Annotated in this window: 1 protein-coding gene; it reads left to right on the forward strand. The window is 50.0% G+C overall.

The window, feature by feature from the left end; all coding sequences use genetic code 11:
• Positions 1-1,090, forward strand: a 1,090-nt coding sequence (locus tag ICN40_RS11570) for an autotransporter-associated beta strand repeat-containing protein (protein ID WP_216244136.1), incomplete at both ends; no start/stop codon positions are given.

A 1,090-nucleotide genomic window follows, 5' to 3' on the forward strand; every position in this document is an offset into this window, starting at 1 on the left:
TTGCTGGAGTGTTAGCAGATAACACTGGCGCGACAAATTTAGTCAAGTCTGGTACAGGCACTTGGGTGCTCTCTGGCACCAACACCTACACTGGTGGCACTACTATCTCTGCTGGTACGCTCGCCTTAGGTAGGAACAGCGCCTTATCAAGCACTGGCAGCCTCACAATTAATGGCGGCATTTTTGCCATGGGAGCCTACAGTCAAACATTCGGTACTGTGGCAGTGCTCGCAAGTGGAGGCTCTATTTTGTCAGCATCTTCCGTAGATATCACATCATCAAATTACATCTTTAATAATGCTAGTGGCAATGCACTGACCATCTCTGCAGTTTTGGCTGGAGCAGGGGCAACCTTAACTCAAGCTGGCACCGGTACAACTACCCTCTCAGCCGCTAATACCTACACTGGTGCGACTACGATTAGTGCCGGTACTTTGGTTGTGACCAGTGCAGCTACATTGGGTGGTTCTGCAGGAGTTACCACAGCAGCCTTAACCATTGGCTCTGGCGCTACGCTTGATCTACAAAGAGCCTTAACGGTAGGCTCCTTGTCCATGGGTAGTGCCACTAGCGCGATTACCAACTCTACCGGCGCTTCTAGTCTGACGGTCACTGGCACTAGCACCTTAGCGGGTTCAATTATCACCAGCGGTACTCAAACCTACACTGGCGCGGTCACCTTAGGGGCCAATACGATTGTTAATGCAGGCTCTGGTAATGTGGTGTTTGGTAGCACTGTTAATGGCGCAAACACTTTAAGTATCACTACGGCGGGTAGCACTACCTTTACTGGTGCTATTGGTGGAACAGCGGCTTTAACGGGTTTAACATTGTCTACGGGTACCTTGAGTGCGACAGTAATCACCTTGGCATCTAGTAGTGCCTTGTCTATCGCCAATAGTGGTACTGGCACCATCAGCGGTGTTATTGCTGGTACTAATGTCACTTTAAGTAAAGCGAGCACCGGTACCTTAACCTTATCGGGCACCAACACCTACACTGGTGCGACTACGATTAGTGCCGGTACTTTAGCCATTACTAATGCCGCTGGCCTTGGAACTACTGCAGTGGGTACTACAGTCAATAGTGG

It is taken from the genome of Polynucleobacter sp. Fuers-14 (assembly GCF_018882045.1).
Taxonomy (GTDB): domain Bacteria; phylum Pseudomonadota; class Gammaproteobacteria; order Burkholderiales; family Burkholderiaceae; genus Polynucleobacter.